General features: G+C 70.6%; 16 protein-coding genes. 6 read left to right on the top strand and 10 right to left on the bottom strand.

Annotation, left to right across the window (positions count from 1 at the left end; all coding sequences use genetic code 11):
- Nucleotides 1-24: 24 nt before the first annotated feature.
- Together G6O68_RS16910 and G6O68_RS16905 are read left to right on the top strand one after the other, a co-directional pair.
- Entirely contained in the window at nt 25-1,098 is a 1,074-nt protein-coding gene (locus G6O68_RS16910; RefSeq protein ID WP_165249798.1) for a CHC2 zinc finger domain-containing protein, read from the top strand.
- 191 nt (nt 1,099-1,289) lie between these two features.
- Nucleotides 1,290-3,116, top strand: coding sequence for a tyrosine-type recombinase/integrase (locus tag G6O68_RS16905; RefSeq protein WP_165249797.1), 1,827 nt, complete (start codon nt 1,290-1,292; stop codon nt 3,114-3,116).
- Between the two features lie 94 nt (nt 3,117-3,210).
- Here G6O68_RS16905 and G6O68_RS16900 read toward each other — a convergent pair whose 3' ends face one another.
- From G6O68_RS16900 to hmpA, 7 genes are all read right to left on the bottom strand, one after another.
- Nucleotides 3,211-4,524, bottom strand: coding sequence for an RsmB/NOP family class I SAM-dependent RNA methyltransferase (locus G6O68_RS16900; protein WP_165249796.1), 1,314 nt, complete (start codon nt 4,522-4,524; stop codon nt 3,211-3,213).
- Nucleotides 4,525-4,781: 257 nt separating this feature from the next.
- A complete protein-coding gene (locus G6O68_RS16895; RefSeq protein WP_165249795.1) occupies nt 4,782-6,887 on the bottom strand; it encodes a YgiQ family radical SAM protein in 2,106 nt (701 codons plus the stop codon).
- A gap of 522 nt (nt 6,888-7,409) precedes the next feature.
- The gene (locus G6O68_RS16890) at nt 7,410-7,793 is read right to left on the bottom strand and encodes a hypothetical protein (protein ID WP_165249794.1); all 384 of its coding nucleotides are present in this window, start codon (nt 7,791-7,793) and stop codon (nt 7,410-7,412) included.
- 160 nt (nt 7,794-7,953) lie between these two features.
- On the bottom strand, nt 7,954-8,373 hold the full coding sequence (locus tag G6O68_RS16885) for a hypothetical protein (RefSeq protein ID WP_165249793.1): 420 nt from the start codon (nt 8,371-8,373) through the stop codon (nt 7,954-7,956).
- A gap of 343 nt (nt 8,374-8,716) precedes the next feature.
- On the bottom strand, nt 8,717-8,920 hold the full coding sequence (locus tag G6O68_RS16880) for a hypothetical protein (protein WP_165249792.1): 204 nt from the start codon (nt 8,918-8,920) through the stop codon (nt 8,717-8,719).
- Nucleotides 8,921-9,301: 381 nt separating this feature from the next.
- The gene (locus G6O68_RS16875; protein WP_165249791.1) at nt 9,302-9,658 is read right to left on the bottom strand and encodes a hypothetical protein; all 357 of its coding nucleotides are present in this window, start codon (nt 9,656-9,658) and stop codon (nt 9,302-9,304) included.
- Between the two features lie 78 nt (nt 9,659-9,736).
- Complete coding sequence (gene hmpA / locus G6O68_RS16870; protein WP_165249790.1) at nt 9,737-10,975, bottom strand: NO-inducible flavohemoprotein; 1,239 nt, start codon at nt 10,973-10,975, stop codon at nt 9,737-9,739.
- Between the two features lie 120 nt (nt 10,976-11,095).
- Between hmpA and G6O68_RS16865 the strand changes: the two genes are divergently transcribed.
- Both G6O68_RS16865 and G6O68_RS16860 read left to right on the top strand, forming a co-directional pair.
- Nucleotides 11,096-11,500, top strand: coding sequence for a hypothetical protein (locus G6O68_RS16865; protein ID WP_165249789.1), 405 nt, complete (start codon nt 11,096-11,098; stop codon nt 11,498-11,500).
- Between the two features lie 17 nt (nt 11,501-11,517).
- Complete coding sequence (locus tag G6O68_RS16860) at nt 11,518-11,949, top strand: RrF2 family transcriptional regulator (RefSeq protein ID WP_165249788.1); 432 nt, start codon at nt 11,518-11,520, stop codon at nt 11,947-11,949.
- 7 nt (nt 11,950-11,956) lie between these two features.
- On the opposite strand, the gene G6O68_RS16855 is transcribed toward G6O68_RS16860, so the two are convergent.
- Together G6O68_RS16855 and G6O68_RS16850 are read right to left on the bottom strand one after the other, a co-directional pair.
- Nucleotides 11,957-12,922, bottom strand: a complete 966-nt coding sequence (locus tag G6O68_RS16855) for a glycosyltransferase (RefSeq protein WP_165249787.1) — start codon at nt 12,920-12,922, stop codon at nt 11,957-11,959.
- On the bottom strand, nt 12,919-13,233 hold the full coding sequence (locus G6O68_RS16850; RefSeq protein WP_165249786.1) for a DUF971 domain-containing protein: 315 nt from the start codon (nt 13,231-13,233) through the stop codon (nt 12,919-12,921). The genes G6O68_RS16855 and G6O68_RS16850 overlap by 4 nt, the downstream gene beginning before the upstream one ends.
- Here G6O68_RS16850 and G6O68_RS32860 point away from each other — a divergent pair.
- Nucleotides 13,232-13,591, top strand: a complete 360-nt coding sequence (locus G6O68_RS32860; RefSeq protein WP_240911347.1) for a hypothetical protein — start codon at nt 13,232-13,234, stop codon at nt 13,589-13,591. The two genes, G6O68_RS16850 and G6O68_RS32860, sit on opposite strands and share 2 nt — an antisense overlap.
- A gap of 18 nt (nt 13,592-13,609) precedes the next feature.
- Here G6O68_RS32860 and G6O68_RS16840 read toward each other — a convergent pair whose 3' ends face one another.
- Nucleotides 13,610-16,225, bottom strand: coding sequence for a carboxypeptidase-like regulatory domain-containing protein (locus G6O68_RS16840; protein ID WP_165249785.1), 2,616 nt, complete (start codon nt 16,223-16,225; stop codon nt 13,610-13,612).
- A 173-nt stretch (nt 16,226-16,398) separates the two neighbouring features.
- Between G6O68_RS16840 and G6O68_RS16835 the strand changes: the two genes are divergently transcribed.
- Complete coding sequence (locus tag G6O68_RS16835; RefSeq protein WP_165249784.1) at nt 16,399-17,388, top strand: sialidase family protein; 990 nt, start codon at nt 16,399-16,401, stop codon at nt 17,386-17,388.
- Nucleotides 17,389-17,420 lie beyond the last annotated feature (32 nt).

Below are 17,420 nucleotides of genomic sequence, written 5' to 3'. Positions count from 1 at the left end.
GAACTCCAGAAAGGAGGCGATAACATGCCTTCCCCGTTCGTCGTCCGCGCCCCGACCGATCGTCTCGACTGGGGCGCTTTGAAAGACCGCATCGACCTGGAAGCCGTGGCCGTGGCCTTGCTGGGGGAGCCGCCCGGTCGGAAGGGGGGTGGCCGCCTGTGGTGGTCTTGCCCGTTCCACCCCGACCGCAACCCGTCGTTCGTCGTCGATCCCGACCGGGGCCGATGGAAGTGCTGGGGATGCGGCGAGCATGGGGACGCGGCCGCCTTGGTGATGAAGCTGGACGGATCGACGTTCCCCGCGGCCGTCCGGCGCGTGGTCGAACTGTGCGGACTGGCGACCTGGGAAGCGAGCCCGCACACTCCGATCGTCCCGAGGCCCGTCAAGGCCCCGGACAGGCCCCAGGAGCGGCCGTCCGGCCTTTCCCCGGCCGACGCCCTGGCGCTGGTGGAAGACGCCGCCGAACGCCTCTGGAGTCCTAATGGAGTGGAGGCGATTGTCTACCTTCGCGGCCGCGGCTTGAACGACGAGACGATCCGGGCCGCCCGGCTGGGATTCGTCGAATCCGCCCGGGTCCCCACGAAGGACGGCGTTCGATCCTATCGAGCGTCCGGGATCGTGCTGCCCTGGTTCGACGGGGAACGACTGGCCCTGGTGAAGATCCGCCAACTCAAGGGGGCGAGGCCGAAGTACGTCGAAGCCTTCCGAGATCGTCCGAGGATCTTCCCCGGCCCCGAGGCGATCCAGACCGGCCTTCCGCTGATCGTGGTGGAAGGCGAATTCGACTGCCTCTTGATGGCCCAACAGCTTCACGACGTGGCGGGCGTGGTCACCCTGGGGAGCGCGGCTTCTCGCCTCGATGAGGACGTTCGCCGAGCCGTGAAGTCCTGCCGCTCCCTGTTCACTGCGCACGACGCCGACAACGCCGGCGACATGGCCGCCGAATGCTGGCCTTCCCGCGCCGTGCGGGTCCGGCCCCCCGAGGGATGCAACGATTGGACCGACGTCCACGCGAGCGGATTCAGTCGGATTCGCTACAGCTGGGGGCGGCACCTGCCTATGTCGGTCCCCTGGGAGGAACTGGCTGGCCGGCGCTGAAGATCGGCAATGACCGACCGAGGCCGACGACCACGAACCCGACGCCCACGCCGCACGGCTGGCGATCCAGTCCGAGCCCCTCTTGACGGGCCGAGCGTGATTGATGGACAAGGAAGGGGCGGGAAACGGGACCGCTGCGAACGGCCCCGCCCCCTTGATTCGACCCCTGTTCAGAGCAGGAGAAGAACCCAATGGCGAGTCTACGAAAACGTGGGAAGACGTGGTACTACCGATTCACCGACGCGGACGGTGTGAAGCGCGAGCAGAAGGGATGCTCCGACAAGCGGGTGACCGAGGAACTGGCGAGGGCGGCCGAGTCCGAGGCGGCGAAGATCCGGGAGGGATTGCTGGACCCTCGGGAACTGGCGTACCGTGCCCACCAAGCCCTTCCGTTCGTCGAGCACGCCGAGGCGTGGGCCGAGTCGCTGCGGGCTCGCGAGACGACGCCTCGGCACGTCTCGCTCTCGATGGGGCGGCTGCGTCGGCTGGTAGCGATCGCCCGCGGGGCGGACGCTTCGGAGGTCGAGTATCCTCGGGCCGCCTCCGCGGCGGATCGGGCGCGGCGGGATGAGAGGCTCGCGGAGTTGCTCGCCCCGGCTCGACTGTCGGACCTCGATGGCGAGCGGGTCCAGCGAGCCCTGGCCGAGCTGCGCGGGCGCGGGCTGTCGCTCCAGTCGCTCAACCACTACCGGGCGGTCGTGCGGAGCTTCGCGATTTGGTGCCATCAAACGGGACGGGTCCGCGACGACGTCGTCCGAGGGGTCCGGACCTACAACGCCCAGGAGGACCGGCGGCACGACAGGCGGACGCTCGGCGTCGACGACCTGCATCGGCTCGTCAGGGCCGCCGAGGAGGGCCCGACCGTCCTGGGGATGACCGGCCCGGCCCGAGCCCTCTGCTACCGGCTCGCGGTCACCTCGGGCCTCCGCTACTCCGAATTGGCGAGCATCCGCCGAGGCTCGTTCGACTGGGACGCCGATCCGGCGACGCTGGCAGTCAGCCCCGCCTACACCAAGAACGGCCAGCCTGCCCTCGTCTTCATCCCCGCCGATCTGGCGGGCGATTTGTTACCGTTCGTCGAGACGGTCGCGGCTGAGGAAGCCGTCTTCCCGCTTCCGCCGGAGCGGGGGGCGGAGATGCTGCGGGCCGACCTGGAGCGGGCCGGGATCCCGTACGTCGACGCTTCGGGGCGGTTCTTCGACTTCCACAGCCTGCGCTGCCAGACCGCGACGCTGCTCGATGCCGCCGGGGTCACGCCCCGGGTGGCCCAGCGGGTGATGCGGCACAGCACGCCCGGCCTGACAGACCGCTACACGAAGCCCCGCGCCGTGGACGTCGAGCGGGCGGCACTGTCGCTGCCCTCGCTCAAGCCTTCGCCGGAGGCCCGGAGCGCCTCGACGGTCGCCCTGGCGACGGGGACCGGCGGATTTGCCCACCGGGGAGCCGAAGGAGGGCAGGAACCGACCGAGTCCGACACCGAAAATCAGGCGGGGGAAGGCCCACACATCAGCAAACTCTTTGCCCACCATTTGCCCACCGGAGGGGACGGATCGGGGCGGTTTCTGTCGGATTCCGTCGTGATGACGGATTTGGATGAGCATCCGACGATGAAGCGTTTCACCCCGGAAAAGACGGGGGAAAACGCAAGGAGCCGCCTTGCGGCGGCTCCTGTCGCGAGTGACCGGGGTGGGGCTCGAACCCACGACCAACGGATTAACCTACCTCATCGGCTTTCACCGACCACCGTCCCTTGGGGGCGGCTTGATGGTCTGGACTATCTCTTCGCCGTCGCAGGCGTGCCGCGTCTAGTCTCTGAGGCTGAAGCCGGGGATCCCCCGGCCCCTTGCCTGCTGATGGCCCAATCCCCCCGCTTCTCGAACCGTCACGATCGCCGTCGCCGGCCGCGTTGTGGTGCGAGGGGCTCTCAGGGCGTCCCAGCATATAGCGGCATCCACTCGTCGCGGTTCGGATTCTTCCCGCGCGAGGCTCCTATTTTCGCGGCTCCCGCCGCGCCTTGAAGTCCGTTGCTCTACCGACTGAGCTACCCGGTCGCGATTTGTCAAAGACCCCTGTAGGGTACGCTTTCCGGCCCGATTCGTCCAGCCCCGCGGCTCACGAAGCGGGCGTCGGCTTGGTCGATCGGACCAGCCGGGCGAGGAAGCGGGCCTCGCAGTCGTGGGCCTGGGGCCAGAGCTGGAGCATGCCCGTGGTCTCGCCCTCTTCCAGCGGGTGCGGGAAGGGGTCCAGGCGGAAGCCGGGATGCTCCGCGAGGAACTCGTTGATGAGTCCCTGCGTCTCGCGGAGCGTCACCGTGCCGACGGTGTAGACCAGCGTCCCGCCCGGCCGGACGGCCGTCGCGGCGAGGCTCAAGAGCTGCTTCTGGCGGGCGGCGAACTCGGCGATCTGCTCCTTCTTGACGATCCAGCGGACCTCCGGGTGCCGCCGCCACGAGCCGACGCCCGAGTTCGGCGGGGCGACCAAAACCCCGTCGAAGCTCTCGGGCTTGCCGGGGGGCTTGCGGCCGTCCCAGGTCTTGGCGGCCACGTTGGTGTAGGGGCTGGTGCGGAGCCGCTTGGCGGCGGCGAGGCGGGTCGGCTCGTGCTCGAAGGTCGAGATGATCGTCCCCTTGCCGCGCATCTCGTCGGCCAGGCCGAGGGCCATCAGGCTCGACCCGTCGCCCAGGTCCCACCAGCGCTCGCCGGGGTCGGGGTCGCAGACCTTCGCCACGGCCTGGGAGCCCAGGTCCTCGACGACCAGGGCGCCTTGCTGGAACGACTCGAGGCGGCGGAGGTCGGCGTCGCGGTCGAGCCGCGCGGCGGTCTCGATCTTGCGCTGGACCCAGGGCTTGAGGTCGGCCTCGTGCAGCTCGTCCCAGACCTCCTTGGCGGGCCTGCCGCGGACGGCGACCCAGAGGCTCGGCGGGGCCTGGACGGCGTGCAGGAAGTGGAGCTTGCGGACCTTGGCCGACTCCTCGCCCGGGGGCAGCGGCAGCTCGTCGCGGAGCCAGGCGGGGAAGGGCATCCAGGGGTCGGCGGTCACGGCGCGGCCGGCGACGAACCGCTTGAGCGTCTCGGCGCGGGCCGTCCAGTGGGGGGCGTCGCCGCCCGAGAAGAGCCGGCTGGCGTCGCGGCCGGTGCGGCTCGCCCAGAGCCTGGGGACGGCCGGCAGGTCCGGGGAGTCCAGAAGCCAGGCCAGAAGGAGCTGATCCTCCACCTGCACGAGCTTCAGGGGCTCGATCCAGCCCCACCAGCGGACGAGCGAGGCCAGCGAGCGGTTGATCATCATTCGGTCGGCGCGGGTCGAGCGCTTCTTGGCCTCGTCCCCCTGGGCGTCGACAATCGCCGATTCCAGCCGCTTGCCCCGGTCCAGCACGTCGCGGAGCACCTTGGGGGCGATCTGCGCGATCAGGCCCGCGAGCTGCGGCATGGTCTTGCCGCGCGGGGCCGCGCCCGACCGGGGCCGCCCCCCCGGGGGCGATGGCTTCGGCGGGTGAAGGGGCCCCTTGGGACGCGGCCGCCCCCCCGACGGCTTCGAGCCGGGCGACGAGGAGCGGCGACGATCGGGACGCGTGTCTCTGCGGGGCATGGTCGGGACGACCTCGGGAGGAAAGGGCCGGTCGGACGGATCGGGATCGACTCGGCGGTTGATGTATCCAAATTGGCGGGGCCGAGACGGGCGACGTCTCAGCGAGGCTTGCGTTTCTGGGCGGTGCGGCGATGGGGGCGATAGCCGCCGCCGGCCTTGGGCGAATCGGCGGGGATCGGGCCGGAGGCGGGGCCGGGCCGCGGGCCGCCTGGCCCCGACTTCGCCTTCGCGGCCGGGCGGGCCTGGCCCTCGCCGTCGACCTGGTGGACGTAGCGGCCTTCGCCCAGCGAGCGGCGGGCCTCGGCCTGGCGGGCCTCCATCGCGGCTCGTGGCGGGGTGGCGGGGATGAGGGCGTCGCAGCCGCCGCCGATCAGGTCGGCGCGGCCGGCGGCGAGGAGGGCCTTGCGGACCTCGAAGTAGTTCTCGGGGCGGAAGTACTGGAGCAAGGCCCGCTGGAGCTTGCGGTCGCGCAGGTGCTGGGCGACGTAGACTTCCTGGCCGGTGAACGGGTCGATGCCGGTGTGGTACATGCAGGTGGCGATGTCGAACGGGGCGGGGATGAAGTCCTGGACCTGGTCGGGGCGGTAGCCGTTGCGCTTGAGGAAGACGGCCAGGTCGATCATCGCGTTCAGGTCGCTGCCGGGGTGCGAGGCGATGTAGTACGGCACCAGGAACTGCTTCTTGCCGGCCTTGCGGCTGGCCTCCTGGAAGGCCTCGGCGAAGCCGTCGTAGTCCTCGGAGTTCGGCTTCTTCATCAGCTTCAGGACGTTCGGGTCGGTGTGCTCGGGGGCGACCTTGAGGTGGCCGCCGACGTGGTGCTTCGCCAGCTCCTCCAGGTACTCGGGCGACTTCTGCGCCAGGTCCATGCGGATGCCCGACGCGACGTGGACCTTCGACACCCCCGGGGTCTCGCGGCTCTGCTTCATCAGCTCGATGAGCGGCCCGTGGTCGGTCCCCAGCAGCTTGCAGACGGTGGGGTGGACGCACGAGAGCCGCTTGCACTTGGCCTCGACCTCGGGCCGGGTGCAGCGCATCTGGTACATGTTGGCGGTCGGGCCGCCGATGTCCGAGACCACGCCCGAGAACTTGGGGTCCTGGCCCATCTGCTTCAGCTCGGCCAGGATCGACTCCTGCGACCGCGACTGGATGATCCGGCCCTGATGCGCCGTGATCGAGCAGAAGGTGCAGCCGCCGAAGCAGCCGCGCATGATCGTCACCGAGTCCTTGACCACCTCGTACGCCGGGATCCGCTCCCCCTTGTACATGGGGTGGGGCCGACGGGTGAACGGCAGGCCGTAGACCCGGTCCATGTCCTCCTGGCTGATCGGCAGGCCGGGAGGGTTGCAGACGACGGCCTGGCGGTCGTGGTACTGGACGAGCCGCTTGGCGTTAAGCGGGTTCGTCTCCAGGTGGATCCGCTTGGTGGCCTCGACGAACTTGAGCTTGTCGGTCTTGACCTGTTCATACGTCGGCAGGGCCAGGGCGTCGGCCGGCGGGGTCTCGCTGGCGCCCATCGCGTAGGCGACCCCGCGCATGTCGCGCAGGTCCTTGACGGTCTCGCCGGCCTTCAGGCGGCGGGCGATCTCGACGATCGGCTGCTCGCCCATGCCGAAGACGACGAGGTCGGCCTTGGAGTCGAGCAGGATCGACCGCTTGACGGTGTCGCTCCAGTAGTCGTAGTGGGCCAGGCGGCGGAGCGAGGCCTCGACGCCGCCGGCGATGATCGGCACGCCGGGGAAGGCCTCGCGCGAGCGGTGGCAGTAGGGGATCGTGGCGCGGTCGGGCCGGAGCTGGATGCGGCCGCCGGGGCTGTACGCGTCGTCGTTGCGGACCTTCTTGTTGGCCGTGTAGTGGTTGATCATGCTGTCCATGTTCCCGGCGCTCACGCCGAAGAACAGCCGCGGCCGCCCGAACTGCCGCCAGGGCTCGGCGCTCCGCCAGTCGGGCTGGCTGAGGATCGCCACCCGGAACCCGGCCGCCTCCAGGACCCGGCCGAGGATCCCCATGGCGAAGGCCGGGTGGTCGACGTAGGCGTCGCCGCTGACGAGGACCACGTCCACGGCGTCCCATCCCCGCGCGTCCATCTCGGCGCGGGAGGCCGGCAGGTGCGGCAGCGAGAGCGGGACGAGCGGCAGCACCGGCAGCTGCGTGGGCGCTTCGTTCCGCGAGGAGCACGGGGGTGGGGCGATCGCCTCAAGCGTCATGATTCTCGGTCGATGCCTCGCGAAGGAGTGTCGGTCCCGGATGCGGTTCGGGGGAATCCTATCATTATGCCCGGGAGGTCAATCCCCCGACAAGCGACGCCGCCCGACCACCTCCGGGCCGGGCCGGGCGACATCGGCTTCGTTTGGCTTCGTTCGCGCGTCGGGGTTATCGTCGCAAGTGTCTTTCTGGTTTCAGGTTGAGGTCTCTGGAAGATTGGCTTCGTTCGCGCGAATCTTCGCATGTCGGGGTCTCTGCGGCCGGTTCCACGAATTGGCTTCGTTCGCCGGGGCCTGGAAGCGAACCCATCGGATGCAAGTCTCGGTCGTTGCTGAAGATCGGATCAAGGAAGGTCGTCTGGAATTGGCTTCGTTCGGCGCGCTTTCGTGGGTCGGCAGATCGAGGTCGGGCGTCGGAGGTTCGACGGGCTGGAGGATCGGCCGAGTGGCGACCCGGCGCGGAATCGCCCATCGTGACAGTGCCTCACGATGGGCGAATGCGGACGACGGCCGCGGCGATCCGCCTCAGCGGCCGGACACCCGCATCTTCCGGAAGCGGAGGAGGGCCTCGCGGCGGCTCGTCGAGGGGCGGAGTTCGTTCGCGAGCAGCACGGCCCCCAAAACCGCCATGACCAGGGCCGCCTTCCGGAGCGTGGGGTAATCGCCGAGGTCCGAGATCAGCCAGAGGGCGTTCATCCACATCCAGGCGTTGAGCGCCAGGTCGTCGCTCAGGCGCGACCAGCGCAGACGGTTCAGCCACATGAGCGTCGCGCCCGTCGCGAGGGTCAATCCCGCGGCGACGTACGCCGGCCAGGCCAGCTGGGCGAGCCAGAGCCCGTCCATGGCGAACCAGGCCACCGAGTTGACCGGGTCGACGACCCTCCTGGAGAACACCGCGGCCCGCTTCATGATCCACCGCCCGACGTCTCGACGCGGCGGCCGGCCGACGCAAGGCCCCCTTGCACCCGACCCGCCGCCCGGCGTCATGCCTTAAGCATAGCCGCGCGGCGGGCGGGAAAGGGCCGACGCCGGCTCGGGACCATCGATGGGCGCGAAGGGGGGACAGGAGTCACGCAACACCTGGGGACCGGCGAATGATCCGGCAAGTTTCCGAGCCGAAATCGTGGGCGAAGACGACCGATGACCCGTCGGCGAAGATCAGCCGGGCCTCGGCCGTCGCCTCGATCACTTCGGAGGTCCAACGGGACAACTCGCCGCCCCGGATGCCGAACCGCGAGGCGAGGTCGACGTGCGGATAGCGGAAGGAGGTCCCGTCTTCCTCGATCCAGCCTTCCCCCGGACCTGGCAGGAGGGCCACGTCGATGGGCTCCAGCCTCCAGATCTCTACGTCGTCGTCGAGCCACCACCCGAGAGCTTCGCCATCGGAAAGAGAAAGGGCGACGTAGCAGGCCGGGCTGATCCGGCGATCGCCGCGCCAGAACTCGCGGGCGACGAGGGCCTCGCAGTGGAGATGCCTCAGTGCATACACGTTGAACCCCCTCTCGGGAGCGGTCCACCGCACCCGTGGCACCCGGCTCGACGCTCAGGCGGGGCCGCGAACGGGTCGTCCAGGCCGGCGACCTTGGCCTGGAATGGGTCGAGACCGAGGTGCGGCCTCGGCCGTAGAGTCCAACCACCTCGGCGTACGCCAAGGTCCAAGTTGGCGTCGTCGATCCGGTCAAACGCCGGATCGAGGTACCTGCACCCGTTCTCTTCCTCTTTGAGTCGAAACGCGGAACGGCGTCCAGGCGGCGAACCGTCTGCCCCTGTCTTGATCGGCTCGGCCATCCGTGGGCCTTGATCCATGGAAGGACTTCGGAAACCGACCGATATCAGCGGCTCGGGATCTCGCTCGCGTTAATGGTCCTGGGGCGGCCCCATTCTTCGCGTCGGATCCCGAAGGCCGCTTCCGCGGTGGCATAGGCGTCCTCCAGGGATTCATGCCAGGTGTCTGCCGAGTACACGCCGTCCATCGAGTAGAAGGCCAGATGATAGCCGACAGCCCCGTCGTCGGTGATGTCGAAACCGAACGTCATGGGCACGGCCGACGGGGAAGAGGCGTCGCCGATGCCCCAGGGAGAGTAAGTTCGACCCTTGCGAGGCCGTCCCGTCAGCCAGGCCGGCCGATCACGTATCGAGGCGAGAGTGTGCACGAATTCTCCTCTCCTGACGATCGAGATGCACGGAGTCACTGGAGGGTTACAATCGCGATTCCCACACGAGGCGAGCGACCGGACCGGACCGGGCCGGCCGCGCTGACACCCTCTCATCCGACGCTCGCCCCCAGCCATGGGTTCGCCCATCTCGCCGGGCCGTTCGACCAGCTCCAGGCGCCGGGGGCAGCTTTGGTGTACGAAGGCGTCAGGTGGTTTTTAAGGACAGGAGCGGCCGGAAATCCGGTCCGATCCCGTTCCGATTCAGTGATGCTTCACGAGCAGGACGACGGCCGCACCGTCGACCTCATCCCATTCGCTGCCGCTGTAGAAGTATTCGCCGGGCCAGTCCTCGAGCCGCGTCCCCCGAACGTGGACGCTCCAATCGATCAGGTGGGACTTCACCTCCTCCTTCCAAAAGCGGAAGGAATCTTCGAGTGCGATCCATCGGATCGTGCGGCCGCAATCCGCGATCACGAACCGGACCGGTCCATCTCGAAGCAGCTGTCGCACCTGCTCGCAGCCGACGTCCCGTCTCTCCTTGATCGGGAGGGTCCCGCGAGCGTCCCACAACTCGGTGAGCGGGGTTTGCATGATCAGTCGCTGCTCAGGTCGAATCATCGGCGACTCCTGGTCCGGTCGATGCGGCCTCCAGACCAGGATCGCACTTTCCGGCAGGTACATCCACTGGCCTGGATGTCAGGTGCTCGCCAGGGCCGGCGCGGCGACGATCTCCTGGCGGGGGCCGAAGAATTCGAAGCGGATGCGGTCGTCGTCGACACCCAGTTCCTTGAGGGCCGTGTAGGTCGCCTGCATGAACGGCTTCGGGCCGCAGAAGAAGAACGAGGCGCGGTCGCAGGGGGCCCAATCGCGGAGGAAGTCGGCGTCGAGGAAGCCGACGCGGTGGCAGCGGCCCGACTCCAGGTCGTCGGCGAGGGCCGCGTCGAAGAGGACGTGGACGTGCACGCCGGACGCGGCCAGTTCCCGAAGCTCGTCGGCGAACGGCTGGACGCGGCTGTTGCGGGCGGCGTGCAGGAAGTGGATCGGGCCGGCGACGCCGCGATGGACGAGGTCCTTGGCCATCGCCAGCAGGGGAGTGACGCCGATCCCGCCGGCGAGCAGGACGATCGGGCCCCGGGCCGCCTCGTCGGGGACGGTGAACTCGCCGCAGGGGGGGCCGAGTTCCAGCTCGTCTCCGGCGCGGACCTCGTCGTGCAGGTAGTTGGAGATCAGGCCGTCGGGGGCGTCGGCGGCGAGCCGGGGCTCGCGCTTGACGCTGATCCGGAAGTGGTCCAGGCCGGGGCGGTCGGACAGGCTGTAGTTGCGCGGCGAGGTCGGCGTGATGGGGTGGTCGACCTTCACGGTGACGTACTGGCCGGCCTGGAAGGGGGGCAGGGGGCCGCCGTCGGCCGGACGCAGGTAGAAGGAGGTGACGAGGTCGCTCTCGGGGACCTTGCGGTCGACGACGAACGTGCGGTAGCCGTTCCAGCCGCCGGGGGCCTCGCGCTGCTCGCGGTAGATGGCGGCCTCGCGGTCGATGCAGACCTGGGCCAGGAAGCCGTAGGCCTCGGTCACGGCGGCGACGATCTCGTCGGTGACCGCGTCCCCCATCACGTCGCCGATTGCCGCCAGCAGGTGCTTGCCGACGATCGGGTAATGCTCCGGCTGGATCCCCAGCGAGCAGTGCTTCTGCGCGATCAGCTCGATGGCCTCGCCCAGGACGGCCGGATTGTCGATGTGCGAGAAATAGGCGCAGATTGCCCCCGCGAGCGCCCGCTGCTGCCCGCCCGAGTGCTGGTGGGCCTGGTTGAAATACGCCTGGACCTGCGGGTCGCCGGCGAACATCCGCTGGTAGAATCGCCGGGTGATCGCCTCGGCGTTCGCGGCCACGGCGGGCGTGATCGCCTTGATGATCTCGATCGTCTCGGGGCGGAGCATCGGAGGTCCTCCTGGCGGCCGGGGGACGCGTCGTTCCCTCGCGGCGGGGGGCGGGTTGAAATCTACACCTGAATATACAGAATAGAATCTGGACGTCAAGGTGTAGGATAGGGAGGGGCGATGATACGCCGGGACACGGTGCGGGTCGCGCACTGGATCTTGACGCTGGTCCTGGCGGGCCTGGCCGGGTGGATGTTCGTGGAGACGTTCGTCGCGAAGGCCCATATCGTCATGGCCGAGGACCAGACGGACGTCTTCGACCAGATGCGTCGGCAGGTGGAGGAAGGGGAAGGCGCGGACCCGAGCCTTCTGGGGTATGTGCTCTGGTATTATCCTTCGGGGACGAAGCAGGTCGAAGGCTCGCATCTCGACCGGATCGTCGAGCGGGACAGGCAGGGGGCGGTGCGGGAGATCCTGGCGATCTTCCGGGCCCGCACGGGGGAGGACTTCGGCGACGACCCCCGGCGGTGGATCGTGGAATTGGAGAAGCGGAAGGCACCGGGACCGGGCCCGAAAGGCGACTGACGGAAGGCGGAGAGACCATGCTGCCGAAGACGGCGGAATACGCGTTGCGGGCGGCGGTGTGCCTGGCGGGGGAGCCGGGGCGGCCGGCGTCGGCGGACGTGCTGGCCAGGAAGACGAAGACGCCGAGGTCTTACCTCAACCGGGTCCTGCAGGACCTGGCGGCGGCGGGGCTGGTGCATTCGCGGCCGGGTCCGGGGGGCGGATACGAGCTGGCGAAGGCCCCGGCCGACGTGACGATCCTGGACGTGGTGGAGGCCGTCGCGCCGATCGAGCGGATCCGGCACTGCCCGCTGGGACTGCCGTCGCACACGGCGCTCTGCCCGCTCCACCGCGAGCTGGACCAGGCCTACGCCACGATGGAGGCGGCCTTCCGCAACGTCACCCTCAAGTCGCTGCTGGAATCGACCAGCCCGATCATCCCGCTCTGCGACGTGGGCGTGCCGAAGTAGCGGGCCCTCAGCGCGCGAACCAGCGGCGGGCGAGCCCCGGGGCGACGGCCAGCGTCGCCATCTGGGCGGCGAGACGCGGGTCGGCGAGGATCGCGGCGAGCACGCGGCGGTCGAGCCGCACGGCCAGGCTGAGAGCCGTGCGGGCCAGGTCGACCCGCCCGGCGCGGAGGGCGTCGTGCGCGCGGTTGAGGTAGGCGCGGGCGAGGCGGCGGCCGGGGCGGATCGACCGGCTCGCCAGCAGCCGCTCGGTCTCCTCCAGATCGTCGAGGCCGACCTTGAAGCGGTGGGTCTCGCTGGCGGCGTGCCAGCGGATGGAGACTTTAGGCTCCTGGGCGATCCAGGTCACTCCGTAGCGGTCGGCCGCGCGGAGCCAGAAGTCCCAGTCCACGACGTAGCGGTAGCTCGGGTCGAAGCCGCCGAGGGCCTCGTGCGCGGCCTTGTTCGTCGTCACGGCCGAGCATCGCAGGATGTTGGCTTCTTCCAGCTGGGCGGCGAACGCGCCGGGGGGGAAGTCGACGAAGCGGCCGGCGGGCTCCTCGGCCAAACCGCCGGGCTCGACGATCGCGGCCGGCATGGGGCGGGCTTGCTCGTCGATCACGTCGGCGGGCTCGGCGATCAGGCCCAAGGCGTCGGCGCCCGGCCGTTCGATCGCTTCGAGGCGGGCGGCGAGGTCTCCGGGACGCATGACGTCGTCCTGGTGGAAGACGGCGACCCAGGGGGTTCGGCTCAGGGCGACGGCGCGGTTCCAGTTGCCGGCCAGGCCGAGGCGCTCGGGGTTGACCGCGATCCGCGCGCGATCGCCGGCCAGGTCGCGAACCAACTCGACGGTCCGGTCGTCCGAACGGTCGTCGCAGACCAACAGGTCGAACGTCGCGCCGCGCTGGGCGAGCACGCCGGCGAGGGCCTCGGCCAGGTGGGCCTCGCCGTTGCAGGTGGGGATCGCGACGGTGATCTTCGGCGCGGGGGCGTTCACTCGGGTTTGGGGATGGAGAGGGCGGTCTCGCGGAGCATGTCCCAGGTGAAGATGCCGCTGGAGTGGCCGTCGCTCCACGAGGGCTTGATCGCGTAGTTGCCGACCGGCTCCAGGCCCTCGAGCTTGACGTCCTCGCGGACGTGCTCGATCTGGATGATTCGCTCGCCGCTCCACTCGTCGCGGCAGCTGGCGCAGGGGCACTCGGCGCGGAGGAAGCGGTAGGGGAAGCGGTCGACCGAGCCGTCGGGCCAGGCCACTTCCAGGATCTGGTCCGCCTGATGGGCCCGGATGTTGCTGGGAGGATCGATCATGGGACGATTGTCTCGAAGGACCGGGGAATGGCCCGGACGGGTCGGCGGGGGCGCGGTCATGCTGGACGTCCAGGATACCATCGGCGGGCCTGGGGACGAAGGGGAGGGGGCCGCGGCGATCGCCGAGGACGCGGCGGCCGCGCTGCGGTTCCACGTCGCCGCGCCGAGCGTCAGCGCGGTGCGGAAGGCGTTGTTCCGCGCGCCCGGCGGGGCCCGCGTGCTGGGCCGTCACGACCGCGAGACGATCGCCTGCACGCACACGATGGACGAGCGCAGCTTCGCCCGGCACTGGCCGATCCTGCTCAGCCGGCTGGAGAAGGTCGGGCTCCGCGTGGTGCCCCGGCCGCCGTCGGGCTGAACCAGGCGTCCGCTACGCTCAGGGGCGGGCTGGGGGCTTCGGCTGGGGGCCGGGAAATCGCAGCTTCGACGCCTCGAGGAGCACGGGCGTGAGGTCGCCCGCCCGTACGATCGAGGGCTGCGGGGCGATCCATGTCATGTTGCCGGGATTCGCCAGGCGGACGTCGCCCCGGGGGAGGGTCGTGCAGCGGAAGCGGCCGTCGTCGTCGGTGACGAGTTCGGCGTTCGCATCGAGGTCGACGAGGCTCTGGGCGGAGAAGCGGACTCCGGGGATCGGCCAGCCGCTGACAGCCTCGACGACCCGGCCTTCGAGGGTCCGCCCCCGTTCGGCGCGGACTTCCAGCGCGGGCCCGCCGGGGGTCAGCGGGGCGTTGATCGGGCCGTAGTCGGCCTCGAAGGCGAAGCGGAGCGTGTAGCCCGGCTCGCCCAGGGCGAGGTCGTCGATGCGGATCCGGCCGTCGGCGTCGGTCTCGCCGTAGGGCCAGGTGCGGGTCCCCTCGGCGGGTCGATCGAGGCGGACGAAGGCGGTCTCGCCGGGGATCGGCCGGCCCTCGGGATCGACGAGCCGCACCTGGGCCGAGGCGGTCTTCGGGAGCGAGATCTCCATCTCGTAGCGGGGCGTCCCGTCGTCGAGCCGGACGGTCTCGGCGTGGGTCCGGAAACGGCCGCGTTCCACGGTGACGCGGCAGGGGACGTCCAGGGGCCAGGCCGCGATCGTGAAGCGGCCGGAGGCGTCGGTCGCCGTCGGCTCGGGCGGGGCGTAGGGGGAGGACCGGACGAACGAGGCGAAGCCCCCGGGGCCGGTCGGGCCCGGCTGGTGCATCGTGGCGACCCAGGCGGGGTCGAACTCGGCCAGGACGGTCGTCCCCTCGCCGACGGGCCGGCCGTCGGCGTCGACGACCTGGCCGACGATCGAGCCGGCGGCGAAGACCCGGACTTCCACCGAGCGGTCGCCGCCCCCCGGCGCGGGGTCGATCCGCGTCGGTGCTGTCCAGAGCCCCGGGATCGCGTCGGCCTCGATCTGGAAGGAGTCGCCCCCCAGCGCCCGGAAGCTGCCGCGGCCGCCCTGGATCTCCACGAGGCGCTCGATCTTCAGGTTGGCCCGCTCGGGCGGGCGGTTGACGAGCTGCAAGGTCAGCGAGTCGACGCGGGACCTGACCGCGTCGTCGCCGACGATCCGGATCTCCACCTGGCGTTCGCGCCCCTCGGTCGCCGGCGGGGCCTCGATCGGGATCGGCGCGGCCGGCGGCGGCCAGGGGACGGGGACGATGCGGCCGGCGACCTCCAGGCGGCTCTCGGAGGATTCCCAGACCGGGTATTCGAACCGGCCTTCGGCGTCGAGCATCAGGCCCTGGTCCCACGCGTACTCGGTGAGCGCGCCCCCGCGCCTGCCGTAGCCCTCGAAGCCCGTGGGGATCGAGGAGCGGACCCTGACGATCGACGGGCCGGGCTGGGGGGGCTCCGGGCCTCGCTTGACGATCCCCCGGACCACGCGGCGCGGGCGGAGCGTCGCCCGGACCTCGCGGCCGTTCAGCCGGACGCCCGGCGCGTAGCCGGCGGAGCCGTCGGGCCCCTCGACCCGGAGCAGGTAGACGGAGTCCTTGTGGAGGTCCGGGATGACGAAACGGCCCTCGGCGTCCGAAGTCGCCGCGATGACCCGTTCCAGGGGGTGGATGTCGGTCCGCTCGGTGGACGCGTCGAACTCGGCCGCGATCAGGACCAGGGCGTCGGCGACCGGCCGGCCCTCCTCGTCCAGCGCGAGCCCGGAGAGGGGCCCCCGGTCCAGCCGAATCGTCGTGTCGACGCCGGGCCGGAGGGTCGCGAACACCGTGTCGTCCGGCAGGGCGAAGTCGTGGACCTTGACCTCGAACTCGTACTCGACCTCGCGGACGTGGGGGATCAGGGCCCAGCCGTCGTCGTCGGTGTAGTATCGCGGCTCCAGTCCGGCGGGCCGGTTCTCGACGGTCAGGCTGGCGTGGACCTCGGCCCGGGCGATCGGCGCGCCGTCCGCGCGGACGACCCGGACCCGATGCGGGAAGCCCTCCTCCAGGACCACGGAGATCTCGGGCTCCTCCTCCTCCGGGGGCGGGGGCGGGGCCTCGCCCGGCTTCGAATCCGGGCCCGACCCAGCTTTCGCCCCGGGCGGGGCCTCGGCCTTGGCGGCCCGGGGGCCGATGGGGCCGACGGCCGCGGCGGCGTAGCCGTCGGCCTCGATCACGACCCAGCAGCGCTCGCTCTGGGGCTGGAAGGAGAACCGGGGGGCGGCCACGCTCGCGTCGGCCCCGGCCGAGTAGCCGAAGCCCCCGCCGCCGACGTGCAGCGTGGTGAGCCGGAAGTTCCCTTCGAGCGGCGAGCCGTCGGGCTTGCGGACCACCCCCCGCCTCGGAGGCGTGGGGGTGGGGGTCGCCATGAATCCCCGGTTCATCGGCGGAAACGGATGGCGGCCGTCGCCGGGGGCGCGGGGCCCGGGCTGCGAGGGCGACCACCACGACCGCGTCCAGAGGGCGGCGGCCTGATCGAGCACCCCCACGACCGGCGCCGGCCAGAGCGTAATGGCCGCGGTCCCGGCCAGCACCAGCATCGGCGGCACCAGCAGGGCCGTCCACAGGAACCGAGACCCCGTCGTTCCGCCCATCGGCCCCGCCCCCTTCGGCCTCGATCCGACTCCGGCCCGCGCCCGACCTCCAGGATCCCGCCCGCCGTCGCCGATCGCAAGGCCTCGCCGACCGGCGCCTGGCAACCCCGACGGCGATCGTCGAGAATGACGGCGCGATGATCGTCCCCTTGACGCCTGCGCGGAGCCCTCCCATGACGTCGATCCTGCTGCTGTCGTTAAGCCTGGCGAGCTTCCAGGCCGAGCCGTCCGGGGCGGAGGTCCTCGACGTCAAGAAGGTCTGGGACGGCGCGAATCACAACGCCTTCACCGACCTCGTCCGGTTCCGGGACCGCTGGTTCCTCACCTTCCGCGAGGGGGCGGGGCACGTCTCGCCGGACGGGGCGATCCGGGTCCTGACCTCGACCGACGGCGACGAATGGACCTCGGCGGCGACCCTCACGTCGGAGACCGGCGACCTGCGCGACCCGAAGCTCTCGATCACCCCCGACGGCCGGCTGATGCTCGCCGGGGCCTCGGCCCTCCATCAGCCGGCGGCATCCCGGCACCGGTCGCTGGCCTGGTTCTCGAGCGACGGACGCGAGTGGTCCATGCCGACGCCGATCGGCGATCCGAACGTGTGGGTCTGGCGGCCGGCCTGGCACGAGGGGACGGCCTACGCCGTGGGCTATTCCACGGCCGGAGACCATCTCACGCGGCTCTACGCCAGCAAGGACGGTGCGAGCTTCGCCCCGCTCGTCCCGACCCTCTTCGCCGAGGGCTTCCCCAACGAGGCCGCCCTGGCCTGGCTCCCCGACGAGACCGGCCTCTGCCTCCTGCGTCGGGACGGCAAGCCGGGCACGAACCAACTCGGGATTTCCAAGCCTCCTTACACCGAATGGAGTTGGAAAGACCTGGGCGTCCATCTGGGGGGGCCCGCCTTGCTCCGGCTCCCGGACGGCCGGCTGGTGGCCGGCGGCCGTCTCCATGCGCCGAAGGTCCATACGGCCCTCTGCTGGCTCGACCCCGAGGCCGGCAAGCTCACCGAGTTCCTGGCCTTCCCCTCCGGCGGCGACACCAGCTACCCGGGCCTCGTGTGGCACGACGGCCTCCTCTGGGTCAGCTACTACTCCTCGCACGAGGGCAAGACTTCCATCTATCTGGCCCGCGTCCGGCTCCCCGAGAAGGCCCCGGAGGCCCCTTGATCCGGCGGACCGAGTTGCAATTCGCGGGGAAT

It is taken from the genome of Paludisphaera soli (genome assembly GCF_011064595.1).
Classification (GTDB): domain Bacteria; phylum Planctomycetota; class Planctomycetia; order Isosphaerales; family Isosphaeraceae; genus Paludisphaera; species Paludisphaera soli.
Note: the sequence above shows the minus strand (reverse complement) of the source record. Positions and strands in the feature narration are given on the sequence as shown.